The sequence below is a fragment of the Nocardiopsis chromatogenes YIM 90109 genome (assembly GCF_000341185.1).
Taxonomy (GTDB): Bacteria; Actinomycetota; Actinomycetes; order Streptosporangiales; family Streptosporangiaceae; genus Nocardiopsis_A; species Nocardiopsis_A chromatogenes.
The window spans coordinates 14,899-31,780 of record NZ_ANBH01000105.1 but is presented as its reverse complement, the minus strand read 5'-3'; the positions used below and the strand labels follow the sequence as shown (position 1 = coordinate 31,780).

Annotated in this window: 15 protein-coding genes, 2 pseudogenes and 1 CRISPR repeat array; of the genes and pseudogenes, 8 read left to right on the top strand and 9 right to left on the bottom strand. The window is 74.7% G+C overall.

The window, feature by feature from the left end; translation table 11 throughout:
- Window positions 1-17: 17 nt before the first annotated feature.
- On the bottom strand, window positions 18-1,043 hold the full coding sequence (locus D476_RS0110460) for a zinc-dependent alcohol dehydrogenase family protein (RefSeq protein WP_017623903.1): 1,026 nt from the start codon (window positions 1,041-1,043) through the stop codon (window positions 18-20).
- Window positions 1,044-1,238: 195 nt separating this feature from the next.
- Between D476_RS0110460 and D476_RS0110455 the strand changes: the two genes are divergently transcribed.
- The 3 genes from D476_RS0110455 (at window position 1,239) to D476_RS32855 (ending at window position 3,408) form a co-directional block, all read left to right on the top strand.
- On the top strand, window positions 1,239-2,171 hold the full coding sequence (locus tag D476_RS0110455) for a sugar-binding transcriptional regulator (protein ID WP_192826373.1): 933 nt from the start codon (window positions 1,239-1,241) through the stop codon (window positions 2,169-2,171).
- Between the two features lie 124 nt (window positions 2,172-2,295).
- On the top strand, window positions 2,296-2,730 hold the full coding sequence (locus D476_RS0110450) for an SgcJ/EcaC family oxidoreductase (protein WP_040725942.1): 435 nt from the start codon (window positions 2,296-2,298) through the stop codon (window positions 2,728-2,730).
- A gap of 156 nt (window positions 2,731-2,886) precedes the next feature.
- Entirely contained in the window at window positions 2,887-3,408 is a 522-nt protein-coding gene (locus D476_RS32855; RefSeq protein ID WP_152529304.1) for a hypothetical protein, read from the top strand.
- Window positions 3,409-3,704: 296 nt separating this feature from the next.
- Here D476_RS32855 and D476_RS38895 read toward each other — a convergent pair whose 3' ends face one another.
- Both D476_RS38895 and D476_RS38890 read right to left on the bottom strand, forming a co-directional pair.
- Window positions 3,705-4,277 carry a hypothetical protein gene (locus D476_RS38895; protein WP_338036239.1) on the bottom strand — a complete coding sequence of 191 codons (573 nt, stop codon included), beginning with the start codon at window positions 4,275-4,277 and terminating at the stop codon, window positions 3,705-3,707.
- A 157-nt stretch (window positions 4,278-4,434) separates the two neighbouring features.
- Window positions 4,435-4,992, bottom strand: a pseudogene (locus D476_RS38890) (MFS transporter); the annotation flags it as partial.
- A 121-nt stretch (window positions 4,993-5,113) separates the two neighbouring features.
- Between D476_RS38890 and D476_RS0110435 the strand changes: the two are divergent.
- Window positions 5,114-5,701: a TetR family transcriptional regulator gene (locus D476_RS0110435; protein ID WP_017623895.1), complete on the top strand. Its 588-nt coding sequence runs from the start codon at window positions 5,114-5,116 to the stop codon at window positions 5,699-5,701.
- A 575-nt stretch (window positions 5,702-6,276) separates the two neighbouring features.
- Here the strand turns inward: D476_RS0110435 and D476_RS0110430 are convergent.
- Together D476_RS0110430 and D476_RS0110425 are read right to left on the bottom strand one after the other, a co-directional pair.
- Window positions 6,277-7,737 carry an amidase gene (locus D476_RS0110430; RefSeq protein ID WP_017623894.1) on the bottom strand — a complete coding sequence of 487 codons (1,461 nt, stop codon included), beginning with the start codon at window positions 7,735-7,737 and terminating at the stop codon, window positions 6,277-6,279.
- A 47-nt stretch (window positions 7,738-7,784) separates the two neighbouring features.
- Complete coding sequence (locus D476_RS0110425; RefSeq protein WP_017623893.1) at window positions 7,785-8,417, bottom strand: TetR/AcrR family transcriptional regulator; 633 nt, start codon at window positions 8,415-8,417, stop codon at window positions 7,785-7,787.
- A 127-nt stretch (window positions 8,418-8,544) separates the two neighbouring features.
- Here D476_RS0110425 and D476_RS0110420 point away from each other — a divergent pair, with 127 nt between their 5' ends.
- Entirely contained in the window at window positions 8,545-9,045 is a 501-nt protein-coding gene (locus tag D476_RS0110420; protein ID WP_017623892.1) for a DnaJ family domain-containing protein, read from the top strand.
- 80 nt (window positions 9,046-9,125) lie between these two features.
- A CRISPR array of direct repeats spans window positions 9,126-9,581; the repeat unit is 29 nt; unit sequence ATGCTCCCCGCGCACGCGGGGATGGACCC.
- 97 nt (window positions 9,582-9,678) lie between these two features.
- Here D476_RS0110420 and D476_RS0110415 read toward each other — a convergent pair.
- Entirely contained in the window at window positions 9,679-10,458 is a 780-nt protein-coding gene (locus tag D476_RS0110415; protein ID WP_017623891.1) for a helix-turn-helix transcriptional regulator, read from the bottom strand.
- A gap of 35 nt (window positions 10,459-10,493) precedes the next feature.
- Between D476_RS0110415 and D476_RS0110410 the strand changes: the two genes are divergently transcribed.
- Complete coding sequence (locus D476_RS0110410; protein WP_017623890.1) at window positions 10,494-10,934, top strand: VOC family protein; 441 nt, start codon at window positions 10,494-10,496, stop codon at window positions 10,932-10,934.
- A gap of 21 nt (window positions 10,935-10,955) precedes the next feature.
- Here D476_RS0110410 and D476_RS0110405 read toward each other — a convergent pair whose 3' ends face one another.
- Entirely contained in the window at window positions 10,956-11,663 is a 708-nt protein-coding gene (locus D476_RS0110405; protein WP_017623889.1) for a sulfotransferase family protein, read from the bottom strand.
- A gap of 117 nt (window positions 11,664-11,780) precedes the next feature.
- On the opposite strand from D476_RS0110405, the pseudogene mmuM reads away from it, so the two are divergent.
- Together mmuM and D476_RS35560 are read left to right on the top strand one after the other, a co-directional pair.
- A pseudogene (mmuM, locus tag D476_RS32845) lies at window positions 11,781-12,676 on the top strand (homocysteine S-methyltransferase).
- Window positions 12,677-12,793: 117 nt separating this feature from the next.
- Entirely contained in the window at window positions 12,794-14,959 is a 2,166-nt protein-coding gene (locus D476_RS35560; RefSeq protein WP_051061683.1) for a serine/threonine-protein kinase, read from the top strand.
- On the opposite strand, the gene D476_RS0110390 is transcribed toward D476_RS35560, so the two are convergent.
- Together D476_RS0110390 and D476_RS0110385 are read right to left on the bottom strand one after the other, a co-directional pair.
- Complete coding sequence (locus D476_RS0110390; RefSeq protein ID WP_017623887.1) at window positions 14,960-15,883, bottom strand: LysR family transcriptional regulator; 924 nt, start codon at window positions 15,881-15,883, stop codon at window positions 14,960-14,962.
- Window positions 15,884-16,281: 398 nt separating this feature from the next.
- Window positions 16,282-16,842: a MarR family winged helix-turn-helix transcriptional regulator gene (locus D476_RS0110385; RefSeq protein WP_017623886.1), complete on the bottom strand. Its 561-nt coding sequence runs from the start codon at window positions 16,840-16,842 to the stop codon at window positions 16,282-16,284.
- Window positions 16,843-16,882: the final 40 nt, after the last annotated feature.

The window sequence follows — 16,882 nt, the reverse complement described above, 5'->3', positions numbered from 1 at the left end:
TCCGATCGCTTCGGGTCTCAGGAGGCGCCGCCGGTGTCCGCGCCGCCCTCGGCGCCGGGGACGACCTGGATCTTCACACCGGCCCCCGAGCGCATCATGTCCAGCGCCTCGGGGAACTTCTCCAGCGGCAGCGCGTCGGTCAGCAGCGGGGCGGTCTCGATCGCGCCCTGGCCGATGAGGTCCACGGCGGTGCCGAAGCTGTTGAGCACCGCCATCGAGCCGACGATGGTGATCTCGTCGTTGTAGATGCGGAAGGGCGACAGCGACACCAGCGCGTCGTCGGCGGCCACGCCGAAGACGAGCAGCCGCCCGCCCCGCCGCAGGGAGGAGAACGCGGCCTCGATGGCCTGCGGCGCCCCGGTGACGTCGACCGCGGCGTCGAAGCGCTCGTCGTCCAGGTCGGCGGTGTCCTCCGCGGTGGCATCGGCGCCCAGGTCGGCGGCGATCGCCAGGCGGCGGGGGTTGCGGTCCACGACGGTGACGCGCGCGCCGGAGCCCTGCAGGAGCTGTTGCAGGAGCAGCCCCATGGTCCCGGCGCCCACCACCAGGAAGCGCTCGCCGACCGCGGCGCCGATGCGGCGCACGCCGTGCACCGCGCACGACAGCGGCTCGACCAGGGCGCCCTGGCGCATGCTGACCGAGTCGGGGAGCCGGTGGCAGTTGGCGGCGGGGACGGCGACGTACTCGGCGAAGGCGCCGTCGACGGTGTCGCCGGTGGCGCCCCAGTTGGCGCAGAGGTTGCCGCGCCCGGACCGGCAGGGGGTGCAGTGGCCGCAGAACAGGGAGGGGTCCACGGCCACCCGGTCGCCGGGGCGCAGGCCGCCGGGGGCGCCCTCGCCGACGGCGGCGACGGTCCCGGCGAACTCGTGCCCGGGGACCAGCGGGTAGGGGCTGGGCGGGAACTCGCCGTCGGCGATGTGCAGGTCGGTGCCGCAGATCCCGCAGGCGCCGACGCGGACCACCACTCCGCCGGGAGCGGGTACGGGGTCGGGCCGTTCGCCCACGGCGACGGATCCGGGCTGGGAGATGACGGCGGCACGCACGAGGGTTCTCCAGGGGTCGGGGACGGGCGTGACCGAGACCGCTCATGTGAGCGGCGTGTGTCACAGATGTTTCGTGTATTGAAAACCCATCGGAAATGCGGTGTCAATGCGCGGCGCTCGATCGAGTACACTGCTGCGCATATGAGCGAACGGCGGAGTGAGGCGCAGGAGGCCGCCCCGAGCGGTCCCGCGGAGATGGTGCGGCTGGCCGCGATCGCCCGCAGGTTCTACCTGGACGGGCGCTCGAAGGTGGAGATCGCCGAGGAGTTCGGGCTGAGCCGCTTCAAGGTCGCCCGGGACCTGGAGGCGGCCCGCGGCGCGGGCATCGTGCGCATCGACGTGCGCCTGCCCGAGCGTCTCGACGGTGCGCTGTCGGAGCGGCTGCGGCAGGCCTACGGTCTGCACCGCGCCATCGTCGTGGAGGCGGCCGAGGACCCGCTGGAGACCCGCAGGGCGCTGGGGTCGGCCGCCGCGCGCCTGCTGCCGGAGATCGTGCGCCCCGGCGAGGTGCTGGGCCTGGCCTGGAGCCGGGTGCTCCAGGCGATGGGCGCCGAGCTGGCCGAGCTGCCCCGGTGCACGGTGGTGCAGCTCAACGGCGTGCTCTCGGAGTTCGCCGAGGGCGGCGGGTCGGTGGAGGCGGTGCGCCGGGCGGCGTCGCTCTCGGGCGGCCCGGCCTACCCGGTGTACGCCCCGCTCATCCTCCCGGACGCGGCCACGGCGGCGACGCTGCGCGCCGACCCGGGCATCGCGGCCGCGTTCGCCCACTACGACCGGCTGACCACGGCGGTGGTGGCCATCGGCGGCTGGGACGAGCGGAACTCGACGGTCTACCAGGCCCTCGACCCGGACTCGCGGGCCCGCTACGACGGCCTGGGGGTGCGCGCCGAGGTGTCGGCCCAGCTGATCGACGCCGAAGGCGAGCCGGTCCACTGCGACCTGGACGAGCGTGTGATCAGCATCCGGGCCGAACAGCTGCGCAAGGTCCCTGAGGTGGTCGCGGTCGCCGGTGCGGGGGACGGGGCCAAGGCCAGGGCGATCGGAGCGGCGCTCAAGAGCGGCCTGGTGTCGACCCTGGTGACGGACAGCGCGGTGGCCCAGGTGCTGCTGGAGGGCGCGGCCGGCGACTGAGCCCTGCCGCGCCGGAGCGGTCCGGGGAGGTCCGGGCCGTCGCGGTCGGCGGGCCGCGGTGCGACGGCGGTCACCGCACCCGGAGCCTTGACCTCAAGGGAACTTGATGTCCGAGGGTGGGGCCATGGACACCACGGAGTTCGAGAAGACGGAGAACGCCCCCGCCGACGCGGAGGCCGAGGTCGCGGCGATCGAGAAGGTCGTCGCCGGGATCGAGCACGCGCAGCGCAACGAGCTCCCCGAGGGGTTCCTCCGGCACTTCCGCGGCGACGCCGTCTGGACCACGGGGCACGGAAGGCGACTGATCGGCCGGGAGGAGATCGCCGCCTTCACCCGCAAGGTGCTCCCCGGCGCGATGCAGGGGAACACCCCCACCTACGAGGTGCTGAACGTGCTCTTCATCCGCCCCGACGTGGCCGCCGTCAAGGTGCGCCAGCGCTACCGGGGGCCGGACGGGGAACAGGTGGGGCCCGAGGGCAGCCCGCTGTACGTCATGGCCAAGGAGGAGGGGGAGTGGCTCCTGACCGCCTGCCAGAACACGCTCGTGGCCGAGGAGTGACCGAGGGGGTGCCCCCGGTGCGGATGGGCGAGGCGCCCCGGCGCCGCCGGTGAGTGGTGCGCGCACCACTCACCGGTCCACGTGAACGCTCTCCTGACGGGCAGGGCTGCCGTGCCCGAGGGTGGGACCCGACATCGGCCCCCCTTGGAGGCGCACATGCCCCGCACGGTCACCACTCCGCAACCGGCCTCTCCCTCCGGGGCGCTGGAAGCCCGGGGCGAGCCGGGATCCGCGCCCCGCGCGTTGCGCATCGCCTGCCTGTTCTGGCTGGTCGCGATCGGCGCGGGCGTCGTCGAATCCGTCATCGGGGCCACCGGCATGCTGCTCGACGAGGGCATGACCGCCGGGCTCGCCGCCGCGATCGCCCTGCGCGTCGCCGTCTACTCGGGGGCCGCGGCGCTCGTCCTCCTCCTCTACCGGGGCCGGGCCTGGGCGCGGATCGCCCTCACGGTCCTTCTCGGGGTCATCGGCTTCGGGACTCTGGTGGTCCCACTCGCCGCCTGGTTCGCGGGCGGGGGCGACCCCGCGGCGGCCCTCGCGCAGGCGGACGGTGCACGACTGGCCTACTTCGCCGTCCGGGCGGTGCACATCGCCGCCGTTCCGGTTGCTCTGGCGGCCATGTTCCTGCCTGCCTCCGGCGCCTACCTCGCGTCCCGGACCGGGGGCGCGAACGGGTGAGCCGGCGCCGGTCCGGACGGCGAGGACGGCGCCACCTGCGCCACCTGCGCCACCAGTGCCCACATGGCGTGCTCAAGGGGCGGGCCGACATCTCCGCGCGGGGCGTCTGGGCCTTCGAGAGGCGGGGATGGGCGTACGAGGTGTGCCCGCCCGGTGCCGAACGCCTCAAGGCGGAGAGGGTCGCCGCTGAGTGCCCCGGGGCGCCCTGACGGGCGGTCCCGGAGCCTTCGGCGGAGTCGGCGCGGTCGTGGCGGCGGGGCGGCGGCGGTCAATGGTGACAGGTCGCCGATGACAGGTCAGCGGCGGCGGTCCACTGCCGTGAGCAGGCCCCACGCTGCCAGGGCGAGGGCGACGGTGGCCGTCGCCGCCCCGGCGGCGGCGACCCACCCGGCCGCCTCGTACAGGGCCGCGCCCACGCCCGACCCGGCGGCACCGGCCAGGAAGGTCCCGAACATGAAGACCGTGTTCATCCGGCCCCCGGCCTCGGGGTTGGACGCCAGCACCGCGGTCTGGTTGCCGACCTGGGCGGCCTGGAGCCCGGCGTAGAGGACCGCGATGCCCACGGCCGCCACGGGCGGCCCCAGGTGCGCCGCCATCAGCAGGGCGGCCCCGGCCGTGATCGCCGCCAGACCGGCGCCCCGCACCGGCCAGGTGCCGAACCGGTCGATCGCCCGACCGGCGACGGGCGCCACCAGGATGCCGAACGCCCCGAAGGCGCCGAAGAGCGAGGCCCCGAGCGTCGAGAACCCGAACCCGGGCCCGGTGAGCAGGAAGACCAGCGCCGTCCAGACCATGTTGAACGCCGCGAAGGCCGCGCCCTGGAACAGCAGCGACCGGCGCAGCGCCGAGACGCGCAGCAGGCCGGGCAGGGACGCCAGCAGCGCCGGGTAGGACGGGCGCGCGGTTCCCGGGGCGGTCGCGGGGGCGTCGGCCGCGCGGGGGAGCAGGGCGATGGTCAGCGCGCNCCCCCGCCGCCGCGACGAAGACCGGACGCCACCCGGCGAACTCGCCGAAGGAGCCGCCGACCACGCGTGCGGCGATCGCGCCGGTGAAGACCCCGGCCTGGAGAACGGAGACCACCCTCCCGCGCCGCTCGGGTCCGGCCAGGCCCGCGGCGACGGGCACGAGGAGTTGCGGGATGACGGTGAAGGCCCCCGCCGCGAGCATCGCGGCGGCGAGCGCGGGCAGCCCGGGGGCCGCCGCGGCGGTGGCCAGGGCGCCGACGGTTCCGGCGACCAGAGCGATGAGTAAGGGGCGCCGCCGCACCGTGTCGCTGAGCGGCAGCAGGAACAGGAGGCCCAGCGCGTAGCCGAGCTGCCCGGCGGTGGTCACCAGCCCGGCGTGGTCGGCGGTGATGCCCATGGTGTCGGAGACCAGTCCGAGCAGCGGGGCGCTGAGGTAGATGTTGGCCACCGTCACCGCGCAGGCCAGCGCGAGCACGGCGGTGAGCGTTCCGGAGATACCCGTCGGGGCTCCGGGCGTGCCGTGCGTACCGGGGGTGCCGGGCGCGGTGGGCGCTGCGGTGGCGTCGTCGGTTCCGGTTCCGGCGCCGGTCGGGTGCGCGGCTGCGGGATTCGCGGACATGGTCGGCCTCCGGAGGGACGTGGAATGAACGAACCAGATGGTTCGCTTTGTGGCGCGGTCGACCCTACACCCGCACTCCGAGAGAACGAACCATCTGGTTCGGAAATGTAAGCTGCCTCCCATGGGATACGACGCCGCCGCCACCAAGGCCCGCATCCTCAGGGCGGCCACACGGGAGTTCGCCGACCACGGGATCGCGGGCGCCCGGGTGGACCGGATCGCCGCCGCGGCCGAGGCCAACAAGCGGGCGATCTACGACTACTTCGGCGGCAAGGAGCGGCTGTTCACCACGGTGCTCTCGGACGCCTGCTCGCGGCTGTCGGCCGCGGTGCCGCTGCAGGAGGGCGACGACCTCGCCGAGTACGTGGTGCGCGTCCACGACTACAACCGCGAGCAGCCCGAGTACCTGCGGCTGCTGATGTGGGAGGAGCTGCACTACACCGAGGGCCCGGTCCCGGCGGAGGACTGGCGGACCGAGCGCTACCGCCGCAAGGTCGAGGTGGTCGCCGAGGCCCAGCGCCGCGGCCGCGTGCGCGCGGACATGGCCCCGGAGGTGCTGCTGTTCATGCTGCTGTCCCTGGTGAACTGGGCCGTGGGCGCCGGACAGCTCCGTCGCCTGATCACCGGCGGCATGAGTGAGGACGGCCTGCGCGCCTCGCTGCGCGCCTCGGCGTCGGCGCTGTTGGCGGGGGAGGGCGGCGAGCGGTAGGCGCCCCTGGCCGGAGCAGGGGGCGGAGCGGATGGCCGGACAGGTCGGCCCGCGCTGCAGCGCTGTCGGGTGCGCGGTGTGTGCGTGGTCGCTGCGATGGGCGGCGATGGCGGAGCTGGGCGGTTCCCCGGCCCTGTCGGTCGGCTGACGGCTCCCTTGCGGTGCGGGTGGGCCGGGCGGTGGGGTCGGCGGGTGGTCGGGCGCGTTCGCGGCGGCGATCGGGCCGGTGGGTGGGCCCGGAGGAGCGGCCCGCTGGACACCGCATTCCGGGCATGCCGGGCGCGCGGGTAGGGCTTCGGTGATCCTGCGTGGCGGAATCGCCACCTGATCAGCGATTGTGTGGCGATTCCGCCACGCAGGATGCCTCCGGCCGCCCGAGGTGCCCGGAAGGTGGGTTCCGGTTCCGCCGTTACCGGCCCCGCATTCGGTTGCCCGCTGTCCGGGGCGCCGGGCGGGTCCTCACGGGGCGTTCCGGGCGCAGGACGAGTGGATTCGGGCATTGGGTATGCCCGGATGGGAACGGATCTACGCTGTCAAGGCAGCGCTTGATTCGCACCTACGCCCCCGCCACGGTCTCACCCCAGGTCCGGGCGCCGTCTCCAGTGGCCCGTCGCCTCCTCGAACGCCGAAGCATGGCCGAGCAGGCGCCGCTCCGAGCGGTGCGGCCCGACCATCTGCACGCCCACGGGCAGCCCTTCCCGTGTGAAGCCGCCCGGGACCGACAGCGCAGGGCACCCGGTGACCGTCACCCAGAAGCACGAGGCCATCCACTCCAGGTAGTCGCCCATCGGCCGACCCGCGACCTCGGCCGGGTACTCCAGGCCGGCATCGAACGGGGGAAGCTGGCTCACCGGCAGCAACAGCAGGTCGTAGCGCTCGAAGAACACGCGGAACCGGTGGTACAGCTCCGCCAGGCCCTCCTTGGCGCGCCCTACCTGCTCACCCGTCAGCGCCGCCCCCTCGGCCGCGTTGCGCACGACCGCCTCCTTGACCTTGCCCGGGTGCGCCTCGATCACCGGGCCGAACGCCAGATGGAACTGCCAGGCGCGCAGCGTCCGGAAGACCTCGTCCGCGCCGGAGAAGTCGGGCAGCGCCTCCTCGACCGAGGCGCCGAGCCGCTCCAGCGTCCCGGCCGCCCCGGCGACGACCTCCGCCACCTCGGGGGCGACCGGCAGCAGCCCGCCGAAATCCGGCGCCACCGCCACACGTGCGCCGCGCACCCCGCCCGGCCCCGGTTCGGCGAACGCCGCCCCCGGCTCCTGCAGCGCCATCGGCGCCCTGGGGTCCGGCCCGGCGAGCACCGACAGGAGCAGCGCCGTGTCGGCGACGGTCCGCCCCATCGGTCCGGGCGTCGACAGCGTCTCCCAGGGGAGCGCCGACGGCCACGCCGGTACCCGCCCCGGAGACGGCCTCAGGCCGACCACGTTCGTGAACGACGCCGGGTTGCGCAGCGACCCGCCCATGTCCGACCCCTCGGCGACCGGGACCAGCCCGGCCGCCAGCGCCGCCGCCGCGCCCCCGCTGCTGCCGCCGGCGGAGCGGGTGGGGGCGTACGGGTTGCGCGTGGTGCCGAAGACCGGGTTGAAGGTGTGCGATCCGGCGGCGAACTCGGGCACGTTGGTCTTGCCGACCACGATCGCCCCGGCGGCGCGCATCCGCTCCACCACCAGGTCGTCGGCGTCGGGGACATGGTCGGCGAAGACCGGGGAGCCCAGCGTGGTGCGCACGCCCGCCACGGCGTGGGTGTCCTTGACCGCGACGGGCAGGCCGTGCAGGGGGCCCGGGGCGACCCCCGAGGCCAGGCGTTCGTCCGCGGCGGCGGCCTCGTCCATCGCGCGGTCGGCGCACACCGTCACGACCGCGTTCACCTGCGGGTCGACGGCGGCGATCCGGTCCAGGTGCGCCGCGACGGCCTCGCGGGCCGACACCCGGCGCTCCCGGATCATGCGCGCCAGCTCGACGGCTCCGGTCCAGTGCAGTGCGTCGTCGCGCTCGTCGTCGTGGGCGGGCCCGGCCAGGGGGTGGGTCTCGTGCATGGGGGCATCATGCCGCCTGGGCGCGGGCGTGTACCCGGGCGGGGTCCTCAGGAGATGTGGGGCGGTCCCTCAGTGCTCCGCGTGTCGAAGACCCGGTCCACGTGGTACTCGGCGACGGCGAGGGCGCGATCGGAGGTGAGGCGCCCGGTGAGGACGTCGGTGCCCAGGCCGTGGGTGAGTGCCAGCAGGCGGGGCGCCTCCATCGCCGGGTCGCGGTCGGTGGGGAGGCCGCCGTCTGCGCGGGCCTCCGTGAGCAGGTCGGCCAGTTGGCGCTCCAGGCGTTCGGGGCCGGAGACGAAGGGCTGCTCGGCCAGTGCGGGGTCGGTCATGGCCAGGACGGCGAAGGAGGTCCACAGCAGATGGAACACGCGGCTCTCCTCGTCGTCGGGGATCGCCTCGGCGACGAAGGCGTGCACGCGCGCACGGGCCGGGGCGGGGGAGGGGAGGGCGGCGAGCCGTTCGTTCCACCGCCGGTGGCTGCGCTCTTCGAGGTGGAGCAGTGCGGCGTGCATGAGGCCGCCCTTGTTCTCGAAGTAGTACTGCACCAGGCGGAGCGACACCCCGGCCTCGGCGGCCACCGACCGCATGGTCACCGCGTGCAGCCCGTCGCGCGCGGCGGCGCGGACCAGGGCGTCGCAGATGTCGGCCCGCCGCTGGCCGTGGTCGACGGTTCGGGGCACGGGTGTCCTTTCGGGGGTTCGTCGGAGGCGGTGCCGGGCTGGCACACCTTCATGATACAGGCGTATCATGAAGGTCGGGTGCGGAACGGTGCCCGGCCCCGATGGACCACGGAGGTGGGGTGCGGCCATGAGCAAGCGCAAGCCCGCGGGCATGGAGTGGGAGTCCTGGGCGGACCAGCAGGTCCGCGAGGCCATGGAGCGCGGGGAGTTCGACGGCCTTCCGGGGGCGGGCAAGCCCATCCCGGACATCGACCGCCCGCGCGACGACCTGTGGTGGGTCCGGCGCAAGACCGAGGAGGAGGGCGTGGCGCCGCTGCCCCCGGCGCTGCGCGTCCGCAAGGAGGCCGAGGAGGCGCGGGCCGCGGCGGTGGGGGCCCGCACCGAGGACGATGCGCGCCGGATCATCGCCGAGATCAACGAGGAGATCGTGCGCACGGTCAAGTTCCACACCACCGGTCCGCCGCTGAACATGATGCCTTTTGATGTCGAAGAGGTCGTTGCCGAATGGCGGGAGCGGAAGGCGGCCGACATGCGCAAGGCAGAGGAGAGGCGCGCCGAACGCGCACGGGAGGCGCAAATGGCCGCCGAAGAGAAGCGCAAGCGCCGCTGGTGGAACATCTTTGGGTGAGGTGCGGCGGGATGGCGGGTCGCTGAGTAAAGTGGTTCAAACCAAGAGGTTGCTTGGCCCATTCCCCCAGGTCAACGAGGATGCTCCCCGCGCACGCGGGGATGGACCACATTGGGGTGACGATGAAACGCGATTGTGGGAATGCTCCCCGCGCACGCGGGGATGGACCCGACGCTGCCGAGTGGGTGGCGGGGCGCCGGTCATGCTCCCCGCGCACGCGGGGATGGACCCTTACGTGGTTTGGGTACGGTGGCAGCATGAGCATGCTCCCCGCGCACGCGGGGATGGACCTTGGCGCCCGGCGGCACGATGGCCTCTCGCATCATGCTCCCCGCGCACGCGGGGATGGACCCGACGACGCGAACAAGTACGCCGACCGGGTCTGATGCTCCCCGCGCACGCGGGGATGGACCCACCACGTACTACTCGATTCAGATGATGGTCGGATGCTCCCCGCGCACGCGGGGATGGACCCCTCAGCGCCCGGTCGCGCCACACGGCCTCCAGATGCTCCCCGCGCACGCGGGGATGGAGGCACCTTGTCCGGCTGGAGCATGTCCTTCAGGTCGTGACTCTCCGCTCCCCGCACGTGCGGGGGTGCCGTTCCTCGGCTGGACGGGACCTACAGCAGACTCAGGACGAACCCTCCGGCCATGAGGCCCCCACACCCGATCTGCGCTCCCTCAGCAACGCCCGTGGGGTGAGACCGGACATCCTCCGTACCTCCCGGCTCAGGTGGGCCTGGTCGGCGTAGCCCGCCTGCACGGCCAAATCCGCCAAGCGCTGCACCGGGGCGGAGTCGGCCAGGGACAGGAAGCGCTGGAGGCGCATCACCCGTTGCAGCTCCCTCGGGTCCAGGCCGGTCGCGTCCAGCATCAGGCGCCGCAAGTGGCGCTCGGAGACCCCGGCCGCCTCGGCGGAGCCGCCGACCGATGCCGCGGGCGTGCTCAGCGCGCGCAGCGCCGTCCGGACACGGGCGTCGAAACCTCGGCGCGGTCGCAGTTCCGGCGAGTCGCCGTGCCATACCTGCTCGGCCAGCAGACGCGCCTCCCCCGACGGCAGGACGTCCTCCAAGGCGGCCTCCCCGTTCCGCAGGGCCTCGGCGGAACACCCGAGCACCGGCCCGATCGCCGAAGGGCGCAGGCGCAGGCCGCGCACCGTCGCCCCGGGGGACAGGCGGGCCAGCTCGGCCCCTGTCGCAGGGCCGACGAACCGGGCCCCGCCGTCCTCGGTCACCACCACGTCGGCGCAGGCGTCGGGCAGCACGCGTTGGACGTACCCGCCCCCGGGGCCGATCCGCTGCTCCCATGCGCACACGGCCCCCGGGACCGGGGGTCCGGCGGGCGGGAACTCCCGGTAGGAGGACCGGGCGCCGGTGCCGGACCCCGATCGGCGCGTGTCCGTTTCGTTCAAGACCGCCCACCCCCCACACCGCCATCATCAGGGGCATGAACCAGTCCGTCCACTTCATCACCCTGTCCACGCCCGACCTGAACGCCGCCCGCGACTTCTACGTCTCCGGGCTCGGGTGGACCCCGCTCATGGACGTGCCGGGGGAGATCATCTTCTTCCAGATCGCCCCCGGCACGGTGCTCGGCCTCTTCGAGGCGGGCAGGTTCGCCGCCGACATGGAGGGCGGTCCCGAGGACGCCCGCCTTGCGGGGCTGACCCTGTCGCACAACGTCGCCTCCCCGAAGGAGGTCGACGTCGTGGTCGACCAGGCCCTGAAGGCCGGCGCCCGCCTGGTCAAGAGCCCGAAGAAGGCCGACTTCGGCGGTTACCACGGGCACGTCGCCGACCCCAACGGGGTGGTGTGGGAGATCTGCCACAACCCTGGCTGGAGCGTGGGTGAGGACGGAACAGTGCGCCTGGGCCCGGTCGAGGGGTGACACCCCGGCGGGGGAGGGGCCTCAGCCGATGGGCGCCTCCCCCTTCATCACCTTCCCCAGCCGCTCCTTGAGGTCCTGGGCCTCGTTGAGCCGGGGGAAGGGCTCGCCCTCGGGGACCGGGACGTCCAGGAAGTCGCACAGCGGCTCCCACCCCTGCGACACCTCGAACACCAGCAGGTTGTCCGCGGGCACGGTCGCGCGGACGTGCTCCACGTGGCGCTCGAAGGCCGCGATGGCCGTCGCCTCGTCCGGCACCACGTCGGAACCGACACCGAAGGCCCCGCGCCACATGCTGTCCAGCAGCGTCCGGTGCAGCCTTTGCAGGCGCTCCATGGTCTGTACCGCCTCCGGGTCCGGCTCGTGCCCGTCCGGCGCCTCCTCCCCGCCGGAGAGGGCCGCGGGTGCGAACTGGAAGATGGTCTCGTAGGCGCTCTTGTACCAGCGCTTGGGGTCGCGGACGGTGAGCAGGATCTTGGCGTCGGGGTTGGCCCGGTGGACCTCTTCCCAGTAGTAGCCCGTCGGCCAGTCGACCGCCGACACGTACCCCTCGTAGAGGCGGTCCCAGGACGCCTCGCCCTCGCCCGGGGTGAGCGACCACAGCTCACTCTGCTCGGGGCGGCTCATCACCTCGAACATGTGGTGGCAGGGGCCGAACCCGAGCCGTTCGAGCGCGGCCTTCAGGGAGAGTGTTCCGGTGCGCGGGTATCCCGCGCCGATGACCTTGAGCATGTGCACCGTCCTCGGCGAATCGCGCCTGCCGCCCGTGACCGGGCGCCCTCGGTTCCGAGCCTCCTCCTGCCGCGAACGGGCCCACAAGGGCCCCCGTCCGGTTCTAGAGTGGCGGCCATGGAGGCGCTGCTCGGACACCGGGAGACCGTGGTGCTGGACGGCGGGCTGGCCACCCGCCTGGAGGAGTACGGCCGCGACCTGTCCGGCGGCCTGTGGTCGGCGCGGCTGCTGGCCGACGACCCCGGCCTGGTGCGCCGCGCGCACCGCGACTTCTTCGACGCCGGGGCCGACGTGGCCGTCTCGGCGTCCTACCAGGCGAGCTTCACCGGCTTCGCCGAGCAGGGCATCGGCCGCGACGAGGCCGCCGCCCTCATGCTCCGTTCGGTGCGTCTGGCCGCCCAGGCGCGGGACGAGGCCGGGGGCGGTCTGGTGGCGGCCGGAATCGGCCCCTACGGCGCGGCGCTCGCCGACGGCTCGGAGTACACCGGCGACTACGGCCTGGACGCCGACGCGCTCGCCGACTGGCACCGGGAGCGCTGGCACCTGCTGGCCGGATCCGGCGCCGACCTGCTCGCCTGCGAGACGGTGCCGTCCTTCGAGGAGGCCCGCGCGCTGGCGCTGCTGATGGACGAGAGCCCTGAGGTGCCGGTGTGGGTGTCCTTCTCCGGCCGCGACGACGCGCACGTCAGCGACGGCACGCCCATCGCCGACTGCGCCGCGCTGTTCAAGGACCGGCCGCAGGTGGTCGCCGTCGGTGTGAACTGCACGGCCCCCCGGCACGTCACCTCTCTGGTGGCCGCCGCCGTCGCGGCCTCGGGGCGGCCGGGCCTGGCCTACCCCAACTCGGGGGAGTCCTGGGACGCGCAGGCGCGCGCGTGGACCGGGCCGGCCGACCCCGAGGCGTTCGCGTCCGGCGCGGAGGACTGGCGGGCCGCGGGGGCGNGCGCCTGATCGGGGGCTGCTGCCGCACGGGCCCTGGCCACATCCGGCGGATCCGCGCTCACATCGGGTGATGTCGCGCCCCCGAGACTGCTGTGACGGCGGCGGGAGCACTAGGGTTCTGTACTCGACGCCTCCCGCGGCGGCGCGCCGCGGGCGGGCGAGCGGCGGAGAAGCGAATAGGGGAGCGCATGACGGACGGACCCAGGAGACTCGGCGGATTCACCCTCTACGGGGAGCTCGGGCGGGGCGGGTTCGGCACCGTGTACCTGGGGGTGGACGACGAGGGCCGCCAGGCGGCGGTGAAGGAGCTGCACCCCCACATGCTGGAGGACGCCCACGCCCGCGAGCTGTTCCGCCGCGAGTTGGAGGCGGCCCGGGGCGTGCGCGGCTTCTGCACCGCCTCGGTGCTGGACGCCGATGCCGACGCCGAGCGCCCCTGGATCGCCTCGGAGTACGTGGAGGGTCCCACGCTGCTGGCCGAGGTGCGCGACAGCGGGCCGCGCAGCGGCGCCGACCTGGAGCGCCTGGCCGTGCACACCGCCACCGCGCTGGTGGCCATCCACGCGGCCGGGGTGGTGCACCGCGACTTCAAACCGGACAACATCATGCTGGCCGACGACGGCCCCCGGGTGATCGACTTCGGCGTGGCCCGGCTGGCCGAGGCCGGGGCGGCCTCCACGGCCGCCGTGGGCACGGTCGGCTACATGGCGCCCGAGCAGCTGCAGGGCGGGCAGATCGACGACCGGGCCGACGTGTTCGCCTGGGGCGCCACCATGGTCTACGCCGGGAGCGGCGGGCAGGCCTTCCCCGGGCCCAACGTGGGCGCGCGCATGCTGCGGGTGATCAAGGGCCCGCCCGAGACCGGCGCCCTGTCCGGGCATCTGCGCACCATCGTGCTGCACTGCCTGGCGAAGGACCCGGCCGAGCGGCCCTCCGCCCGGGGCGTGCTGGACATGCTCACCGGCGCCGAGGAGGTGCCGCCCGCCCCCGACCCCGCCACCGCCGCGGCCGGGCCCACCGTGCGGGTGGCGCCGCCGCGCCGGGCGGCCGCGGCCGAGCAGGACACGCAGGCCGTTCCCGTCGCCGGGGCGGCACCGTACGCGTCCGGGCGGTCCCAGGGGTCCGCGCGGGCGCCGGACCCGGCGCCCGCCTCCTCCGTGCCGGCGTCCCCGCCGCGCCCGCGCCCGGCCCCCGACCGCTGGTCCGACCCGACCGGCACCCCTTCGGGAGGCGGCCCGTCGGGCGGCGGGCCCGACCCGCGGGCCCGCCTCGCCGCCGCCGAGCGGCACCTGCTCACCGGTGACGGGGCGGCCGCCGAGGGGCCGCTGCAGCAGGCGATCACCGGGTTCGACCAGACGGGCGACCAGGGGCGGGCCGACTACGCCCGCATCCTGCTGGGCGACCTGCACAACGTGAACGGGCGGCACGAGGACGCCTGGCGGCTGCTGGAGGCCCTTCGGGAGCGGTTCGAGCGCGCGGGCAAGCGCGTGCACCTGGCGCGGTGCCTGCGCGGCATGGCCCTGCTGGACCACGGCGAGGTGTGGGAGGGCCGCTCCGGGGGCGGACTGGGCTCCCTGGTGGGCGGCCTGCTGTCGCGGCGCGGCGCCGACCCGTGGCGGGCCGAGGCCCGCCTGGAGCTGGCCGAGCGGTCCCTGCTGCTGTTCCACGAGCTCAACCACGGCCGGGAGAGCGCCCGTACGCGGCTGGTGCTGGGCCAGGTGCTCAGCGAGGTCGGCGAGGCCGAGCGGGCGGTGGGCGCCTTCTCCCAGGCGGTGAGCGGCTTCGAGGCGCTGGGCGACCGGTGGTGGGAGGCGCGGGCGCGCCGCATCACCGCGCAGACCCGGTTCCACGCGGTGATGGAGCCGCAGATGGCGGTGGGGGTCTACACCGGGCCGCCGCGCGAGGGGCGGGAGCTGTCGCTGGTGCTGGACCACGCGCGGCGCGCGGTGCGGCTGTGCGGCAAGGCGGGGGACCAGCGGGGCCGCATCGCCGCACAGGTCCTGCTGGCCCGCGCGGTCTGGGCCACCCTGGGGCACGAGGGGGCGCAGGCGCTCCAGGAGGCGGAGGTGTCGCCGTCGGCGACGCCGTCGTCGGGGCCGGGGACCTCGGCGCAGACGGCGTGGTACGAGCGGATGACCACCTCCGACGAGGTGGAGGCGCTGCTGGAGACCAGCGCGGCCGAGGCCCGGTCGCAGGGGCTGGAGGAGCTGGCGGCCCAGGCGCGGCTGTGGCAGGAGCGGTTCTTCCACGAGAGCCCCGGTGTGCACGTCCAGGGGTGGGAGCTGCACAAGAAGCCGCAGGACGTCCCCTTCTGGGAGAGCGGTCTGACCCGTGGGGACCGCTGCGCGGTCTAGTCAGGAGGCGCGCGAGGGGCCGTGCCGGCGGCAGTACCCGACGAACTCCTGCGCCCGCCGGTTCAGGCGCATGCTCCGGGGCCAGGCCAGGACGACGGCCTCCTCGTGGACGGGTTCGGCGATCTCCTTGACGACCACCCGCATGCCCTCATAGGTGCGGTCGTTGGCCGGACGCTGCACCAGCACCCCGTAGCCCATGCCGCGGCCGATCAGCGCGCGCGCCGTCTCGAACGTGGTGGGCCGGTGGCGCACTCTGGGCGTCACGCCGAAGCGGTGGAAGAGCGAGAGGGCGTGGTGGGAGCTGGGGGCCGCGTCCAGGAGGACCATGGGTTCGGCCTCCAGGGCGCGCAGCGACACCTCGGGCAGGTCGGCCATGGGGTGGTCGGCCGGGAGGAGGACGTGGGGGCGCACCGAGAACAGGACGGTGCGCTCCATCTCGGGCAGCAGGTCCATGTCGTAGAGGACCGCCATGTCCAGCTCGCCTCGGAGCAGGCGGCGCTGCAGAACGTCCTGGGTGTCCTCGGCGAAGTCGACGGTGACCTCGGGGTGGCGGGAGGCGAAGCCCTGGAGCAGCGGGGGCAGGACGGTCGGGGCGAGCGTGACGTAGCAGCCCAGGGAGAGCACGCCGGTGAGGGCGCCCCCGCCGCTGGCCTCGGCCTCCAGCTCCTCGGCCTCGCGCAGGAGGCGGCGGGCGCGGGCCAGCAGGCTGGTGCCGGAGGGGGTGAGGGTGACGCCGTGCGCCTTGCGCCGGACGCACAGCTGCACTTTGAGCGCGCGCTCCAGGTCGTTGAGGGCCAGCGACACGGCGGGCTGGGAGATGTGCAGCCGCTCGGCGGCCTCGGTGAGGGTGCCCGCCTCGGCGATGGCGACGAAGTAGGCGAGCTGGCGCAGGGAGAACCGCGGCGGCGCGGGCGGCTCGGACACAGGGGCACCGGCCTTTCCGGGGCGGTGGCGTTCCGGAGGGGCCGGAAAGGGGTCCGGCCTGGGGTGATGCCACTCTAGAGCGCCGCGCCCGACTCCGCGACGGGTGGGCGATACGTCCCGGAACGCGTGGGGGCGGTGTCCGCAGTGACGGGGCGTTCGGGCCGCGGCATGCGCGCGGTCGACGGCGGGGCGCCGGTCCTGGCTCCGAAGGTGGGCCAGGGCGGCTCGGACCTGCAACGACCGTGCCGACCTGCTCGGTCGGAGACACCGTGTGACGGCGGATGCGGCTGGACGGGGTCCAGGCCGGGCCCCGGCACCGACCCCCGCCGCCGCAGGCCGGAACGGCCCCGGGGGGTGTCGGCGTGCGGGCGGGCGTCGCAAGGCGAGCGCGACCGCCCTCATGCCCCTGCGGGCCCGTCGCCTCCGGTGCCGCCGGGTCCCAGGCCGTCGGCGGCCAGGACCTGGCGGACGGCCGCGCACGGGTCGGTCGACGGCGACTCCGTGCGGATCAGGCGGGCCGCGCGCTGGGCCAGGTCGGCGAAGACCGCGCGCTCGTCCTCCGACAGGCCGCTGAGCACCGCCTCCTCGGCGCGGCGCACCCGGCTCTCGGTCGCGGCCAGCTCGGCGCGCCCGCGGGCGGTGGCCACGACGCGCCGGGCCCGCCGGTCGGCGGGGTCGGGGACGCGCTCGACCAGCCCCTCGGACTCCAGGGCGTCGATCACGTAGGTCATCACCGTGCGGTCGATGCCCGAGTGCGCGGCGAGGGCGGCCTGGTTGGGCGGCTCCTCGTGGACCACGGCGTGCAGCACGTGGTACCCGCGCGCGCCCAGCGGCAGGTGGGAGAGGACGAACTCGGCCGCCTCGTGCCACCGGCGCAGCACCAGCGCCAGCGCCCACCCCAGGTCGCCGTCGGCGGGGGCGGCGTCGGGCGCGGCGTCGGGGTGTTCGGGGTCGGCCATGTCCCGAGGCTACCAGGAATAGGTGGAACAGAAGATAGGT

Bases quoted from the DNA above. Each gene is read 5' to 3' on its own strand.
- D476_RS0110455 (WP_192826373.1), top strand. From the start codon at position 1,239: ATGGTGCGGCTGGCCGCGATCGCCCGCAGGTTCTACCTGGACGGGCGC.
- D476_RS0110450 (WP_040725942.1), top strand. From the start codon at position 2,296: ATGGACACCACGGAGTTCGAGAAGACGGAGAACGCCCCCGCCGACGCG.
- D476_RS32855 (WP_152529304.1), top strand. From the start codon at position 2,887: ATGCCCCGCACGGTCACCACTCCGCAACCGGCCTCTCCCTCCGGGGCG.
- D476_RS0110435 (WP_017623895.1), top strand. From the start codon at position 5,114: ATGGGATACGACGCCGCCGCCACCAAGGCCCGCATCCTCAGGGCGGCC.
- D476_RS0110430 (WP_017623894.1), bottom strand. From the start codon at position 7,737: ATGCACGAGACCCACCCCCTGGCCGGGCCCGCCCACGACGACGAGCGC.
- D476_RS0110420 (WP_017623892.1), top strand. From the start codon at position 8,545: ATGAGCAAGCGCAAGCCCGCGGGCATGGAGTGGGAGTCCTGGGCGGAC.
- D476_RS0110410 (WP_017623890.1), top strand. From the start codon at position 10,494: ATGAACCAGTCCGTCCACTTCATCACCCTGTCCACGCCCGACCTGAAC.
- D476_RS0110405 (WP_017623889.1), bottom strand. From the start codon at position 11,663: ATGCTCAAGGTCATCGGCGCGGGATACCCGCGCACCGGAACACTCTCC.
- D476_RS35560 (WP_051061683.1), top strand. From the start codon at position 12,794: ATGACGGACGGACCCAGGAGACTCGGCGGATTCACCCTCTACGGGGAG.
- D476_RS0110385 (WP_017623886.1), bottom strand. From the start codon at position 16,842: ATGGCCGACCCCGAACACCCCGACGCCGCGCCCGACGCCGCCCCCGCC.